Origin of the sequence: Paracoccus nototheniae (assembly GCF_004335005.1) — a bacterium.
GTDB lineage: Bacteria > Pseudomonadota > Alphaproteobacteria > Rhodobacterales > Rhodobacteraceae > Paracoccus > Paracoccus nototheniae.
In genome coordinates, this window is the sequence record NZ_RQRT01000130.1 from 1 (window position 1) to 5,425 (window position 5,425).

At 67.9% G+C, this 5,425-nt stretch carries 5 protein-coding genes; all 5 read right to left on the reverse strand.

Annotation, left to right across the window (positions count from 1 at the left end):
• Nucleotides 1-840 (reverse strand): oligopeptide/dipeptide ABC transporter ATP-binding protein (locus tag EG885_RS21735; protein ID WP_131578848.1); only part of this gene is annotated, 840 nt, incomplete at its 3' end.
• On the reverse strand, nt 837-1,820 hold the full coding sequence (locus EG885_RS21740) for an ABC transporter ATP-binding protein (protein WP_131578850.1): 984 nt from the start codon (nt 1,818-1,820) through the stop codon (nt 837-839). The genes EG885_RS21735 and EG885_RS21740, both read right to left, overlap by 4 nt.
• A complete protein-coding gene (locus tag EG885_RS21745) occupies nt 1,817-3,295 on the reverse strand; it encodes a chlorohydrolase family protein (RefSeq protein ID WP_131578854.1) in 1,479 nt (492 codons plus the stop codon). Before EG885_RS21745 ends, EG885_RS21740 begins: the two co-directional genes overlap by 4 nt.
• Nucleotides 3,295-4,485 (reverse strand): amidohydrolase family protein, encoded by a 1,191-nt coding sequence (locus tag EG885_RS21750; protein WP_242679796.1) that lies wholly within the window; start codon nt 4,483-4,485, stop codon nt 3,295-3,297. Before EG885_RS21750 ends, EG885_RS21745 begins: the two co-directional genes overlap by 1 nt.
• Before the next feature lie 11 nt (nt 4,486-4,496).
• The gene (locus EG885_RS21755; RefSeq protein ID WP_131578856.1) at nt 4,497-5,420 is read right to left on the reverse strand and encodes an ABC transporter permease; all 924 of its coding nucleotides are present in this window, start codon (nt 5,418-5,420) and stop codon (nt 4,497-4,499) included.
• Between the last annotated feature and the right edge of the window lie 5 nt (nt 5,421-5,425).

The window sequence follows — 5,425 nt, forward strand, 5'->3', positions numbered from 1 at the left end:
GTTCAGCGGGCTGGGCGGTTCGCCGGTCGCGGGCTGGCGGTCGCGGCGGGGGGCGGCGATGTTGGGGATCGTGTCCAGCAGCAGCCGCGTATAGGGATGCTGGGGGTCGGTGAACAGATCCTCGGTCGCGGCCTGTTCGACGATGCGGCCCAGATACATGACCGCGATCTGGTCGGCCATGTGGCGCACGACCGACAGGTCATGCGAGATGAACAGATAGGTCAGGCCCAGATCGTCCTGCAACTGCCGCATCAGGTTCAGGATCTGCGCCTGCACCGACACATCAAGCGCCGACGTCGGCTCGTCACAGACCAGAAATTCGGGTTCCGAGGCCAGCGCGCGGGCGATGGAAATCCGCTGCCGCTGGCCACCCGAGAATTCATGCGGAAAGCGGTCGCCATCCTCGGGCGACAGGCCCACGGTGGTCAGCAGATCGGCCACGCGGGACCGGATCTCGGCCTCGGTGTCGCGCAGGCGGAATTCGCGGATCGGTTCGGCCACGATCTCGCGGACGCGCCAGCGGGGGTTCAGGCTGGCATGGGGATCCTGAAAGATCATCTGCGCCGCCAGCGGCTTGCCATCGCGGCCCGGTCCGAACAGGATCGCGCCTTCCGAGGGCTGATAAAGCCCGGTCACCAGCCGCGCGACGGTGGATTTGCCGCAACCGGATTCGCCCACCAGCGCCAGCGTCCGGCCCCGGGGCACGATGAAGGTCACATCGCGCACAGCATGCAGAAAGCGCCGGGGCTTGCGTTCCAGAACGCGGTTCAGCCAAGGGTCGGACACATCGAAGCGGCGCGACAGGGCGTCGACCTCCAGCGCGTTGGCGATATTTCTCATGCGACATCTTCCTTTTGCGCAAGAAAACAGGCGGCCCCCACGGCACCCAGCTGCGGGCGTTCGCGACGGCAGCGGGGACCGGCCACAGGGCATCGCGGATTGAAGGCGCAGCCCTTCGGGATCGCATGCAGGCGCGGCATCGCGCCGTCGATCTGTTCCAGCCGCGCAACCCGCGCCCCAAGCGCCGGGATCGAGCCCATCAGCCCGCGCGTATAGGGATGGCGCGGCGCGCCCAGCACCTCGGCCACCGGGCCGATCTCGACCACGCGGCCCGCATACATGACCGCGACCCGGTCGGCGGTTTCGGCGATGACGCCCATGTCATGGGTCACCAGCATCACCGCCGCGCCCTGATCCAGACACAGCTTGCGCAGCAAAGCGGTGATCTGCGCCTGAATGGACACATCAAGCGCCGTCGTCGGTTCATCCGCGATCAGCAGCGCGGGATCGCCCGCAAGCGCCAGCGCGATCACCACGCGCTGACGCATGCCGCCCGAAAACTGATGCGGGTAATGGCTGATGCGTTCGGGGGCGCCCGGAATGCCGACCTGCTGCAACAGCGCGATCGCGCGGGTGCGGGCGGCGGCGCGGGACAGGGGCTTGTGCAGGCGGATGGTCTCGATCAGCTGTTCGCCCACCGAAAAGAGCGGGTTCAGCGAGGTCAGCGGATCCTGAAAGATCGCGCCCACCGTCCGCCCCCGGATCTGCGCCATCTGCCGGTCGTTCAGGGTATCGGTGCGCTGCCCGGCGATGCGGATCTGACCGCCCGCGACGCGGCCCGGAGGCTCCAGCAGGCCCAGCACCGCCATGCCGGTCATGGATTTCCCCGCGCCGCTTTCGCCGACGACGCCCAGAATCTCGCCCGGCTGGATGGTGAACGAGACGCCGTCCAGCGCCACCAGCCTGCCGCGCCGGGTCTGGAATTCGACCGTCAGGTTTTCGACGGACAGCACGGGGTCGATGGCGGTGACGGCGTTCATGGCTGGCGCTCCGGCAGGGGGGGATAAGCGGGCGGAAAGATCTGCGCGACCGGCGGGTGGCCAAAGCTGCGCTGCGGATATTGCGCCACAAGGTCGTCGAACTGAGCCTGCGCCTGCGCGCGCGCCGCGTCCATGTCGATGCCCGCGACCTGACCGTCGCGCATCGACAGCCGCCCATCGACGATGGTGGCGCGGGTGACGCGGCCCGTGGCGCCATAGATCAGCGTCTGCACCGGATCGATGCGCGGCGCGATGCGGGCATCGGCCATGTCGAAGATCGCGATATCGGCCTTGGACCCCGGGCCAAGCCGCCCCAGATCGGGACGCTTCAACGCATCCGCCCCGGCCAGCGTGGCCGCATCGAAGAACTGCGCCGCACTGGCCGCATCGCCTTGCCCGGTGACGATGCGGTTGATCATCAGCCCGGTGGCCATGTTCAGCACCATGTCGGGCGGTGCGGTATCGGTGCCCATGCCGATGCGGATGCCCCGCGCGCGCAGATCGGAAAACGACCGCAGCGCCGATCCGTGCCGGGCCGAGACCAGCGGACAATGCGCCACCGTGACGCCGTGCTGGGCATAGCGCGCGATGTCGTCATCACTGGCGACCGTCGCATGCGGCGCGATCAGGCGGTCGGATAACAGACCCATCCCGTCCAGCCAGGCGGGCGCGGTGGTGCCATGCAGGCGAGCGACGGTCGCGCGCTCCATCTCTCCCTGCGCCATGTGCAGGCGGACGGGCATGTCCAGATCGCGGGCAAGATCCATGGTCCGGCGCAGCAGCGCCTCGGTGCAGGTCTCAACCCGGTCGGGCGCGAACATCCCCGAGATCAGGCCCCCCGCGCCGCCCTGAAGGCGCGCGGCAAAGGCGGCGGCGGCATCCAGTTCCGCCATGCCCCGCGCCTCGTCAAAGACCGGATGCATCGCGCCCTCACTGTCCAGAACCATCCCACCGCTGCGATAGGCAGGCCCCAGCCAGACGCGCAGGCCCAATTCATCGGCGGCCACAGCGGCGGCGTCGAATTCATCCACCGTCTCGCCCCATGCGCGATAGAACAGCGAGGCCACCGGCAGGGCCGAGGTGATCCCGTTCAGCAGCAGTTGCGCAAAGGCAAAGCGTTTCTGAAAGGCCAGCTGGTCGGGCGAATACATCTCGAGGCCCGGATAGTCATGCGGCCAGACGCGGCCCTTGCGCCAGCCGGGATGGTTGTCCATGCCCAGAACCGTGGTGTCCAGATCGGCCAGCGCATCCAGATCGACAAAGCCCGGCGCGATCAACACCTGACCCAGATCAAAGCGCTGCGCCACGGGGCCGTCAAAGGGGGCGCCCGCATGGATCACGCGGTCGCCCTCGATCACCACCTCGCCATCCTCGACCAGATGGCGCCCCGAGGGCAGGTCGGCGACGATCCAGCGCGCGGCCAGCGCCCACCGCCCCGCCGGGCGCGCACCAAGCGGCAGATCCTGCCAGCGCATCACGGCACCGCCGTCAGGGTGGCGCCGTCGCGCGCGGTGACGCGGCCCGTGGCCACGACCAGCTTGCGCGGCTTGCGGATCGAGATCGCCTCGGCCACCGTCTCGCCCTCGACCAGCACCAGATCGCCGCGTCCGCCGACCGTCAGCGCGTGATCGGCCACGTCGATGGCCCGCGCGCCCATGGTGGTGCAGATATCCATCGCCACGGCCAGCTCGTCATCGCGGCGCAGGTTGTTGCGCATGCCTACGAACATCGCACGTTCCAGCATGTCGCCATCGCCATAGGGGCCCCATGTGTCGCGGAACCCGTCATTGCCCGCGCCCATGCGCACCCCCGCCCCGGTGACGCGCAGCACCATCGGCACATCGCGCGAGGCGGGCGCGGTGGTCAGGATCGGAATGTCCAGTTCGGCGCAGGTGTCGATCAGCCCTTGCGTGCGCTGCCAGTCGCCAAAGCCCAGACAAAAGGCATGGCTGACGGCCACGCGGCTGCTCATCCCAAGCGCGCGGGTGCGCTCAAAGATCATCTCCATCGAAAACGCGCCCAATTCGCCCGGTTCGTGCAGATGGATGTCGATGGGCTTGCCGTGTTTCTGCGACAGGGCGAAGACGGTATCCAGATGGCCCTTGGGGTCTTTTTCCATCGCGCAGGGGTCGATGCCGCCGATCAGATCGGCGCCCATGGCCAGCGCCTCGTCCAGCAGCTCGGCGGTGCCGGGGCGGGGCATCTGGCCCGATTGGGGAAAGGCGACGATCTGGATTTCGACCTGACCGGCCAGCGCCTGACGGGTGCGCATCACGCCCTCGATCGCGGCCAGACCCTGTTCAGTATCAACATCGACATGGCTGCGGATCAGCGTCGTGCCAAAAGCCATCGACTGCAGCACCTGCCGCATGGATTGCAGATGCGGATCAAGCCCATAGGCCTTTTTCACGGCGCGTTCATTGTCGATCTTGTCGATCAGGCGGGGGCCGACGGCGTTCACATACCACGGCCAGCCCAGCAGGGATTTGTCCAGATGGGTATGGGCATCGACCAGACCGGGAATGGCAATGCGACCGCCCGCATCCTCGACCGCCACGCCGGGCGCGGCAAGATCGGGGCCGATGGCGGCGATGCGGCCGTCCCGGATCAGGATATCGGCAGGCTCGGCGCCCATCGGGCGGGCGTTGGTGATCAGCAGGTCCATCGGCATATCCTTCAGCGAAGTTTCGGGTTCAGCGCGTCGCGCAGCCAGTCGCCCAGCAGGTTGATCGACACGACCAGCAGGCACAATTGCAGGGCCGGAAAGACGACGATCCACCACGACCCGGAAAACAGATACTGGTTTCCGATCCGGATCAACGTCCCAAGCGAGGGCTGTTCGGGCGGCATGCCCACGCCCAGAAAGGACAGCGTCGCCTCGATCAGGATGCCCAGGCCAAAGCTGAGCGTGGCGGCCACCAGCAGCGGCGTCGTGGTGTTGGGCAGGATGTGGCGCAGCATGATCTTGCGCCCCGAGGCGCGGATCAGCCGGGCGGCCTGCACATATTCCTTGTTGCGTTCGACCATGGTCTGGGCACGCACCGTTCGGGCATATTGCACCCAGGCCGACAGCGAAATCGCCAGCACGATGACAGCCGAGGCTCCGGCCTCGCGCCAGCCCGGGGGCAGCGCCTCGCGCGCCACGGCGGACACGAGGATCGCGATCAGCATGGTCGGCATCGACAACAGCACATCGCCGATGCGCATCAGCAGGCTGTCCGCCCAGCCCCCGTAATAGCCCGCGACCAGCCCAAGCGTCGCCCCCACCACCAGCGACAGCGCGACCGAGGCCGCGCCGATGATGATCGACGCGCGCGAGCCATAGAGGATCGCCGACAGCATGTCGCGGCCCTGCAGGTCGGTGCCCAGCAGATAGGGCCATTGCCCGCCTTGGGTCCAGATCGGCGGGATCTCGGCGTTCCACAGCTCCAGCGCGGCCAGATCATAGGGGTTCTGCGGGGTGATCCATGGCGCGAAAAAGGCGGTCAAGATCAGCAGGACCAGCAGCAGGGCGGCGAGGACCGCGACGGGCGACCGGCAAAAGCTGTCCCACAGATCGCTGTCGCGCAGCCGCCTGCGCGGTGCGGGGGCAGGGGGGATGGGGG

What these genes read in the sequence shown, in the direction of transcription:
- EG885_RS21740 (WP_131578850.1), bottom strand. Translation starts at nt 1,820, where the DNA reads ATGAACGCCGTCACCGCCATCGACCCCGTGCTGTCCGTCGAAAACCTG.
- EG885_RS21745 (WP_131578854.1), bottom strand. Translation starts at nt 3,295, where the DNA reads ATGCGCTGGCAGGATCTGCCGCTTGGTGCGCGCCCGGCGGGGCGGTGG.
- EG885_RS21750 (WP_242679796.1), bottom strand. Translation starts at nt 4,485, where the DNA reads ATGGACCTGCTGATCACCAACGCCCGCCCGATGGGCGCCGAGCCTGCC.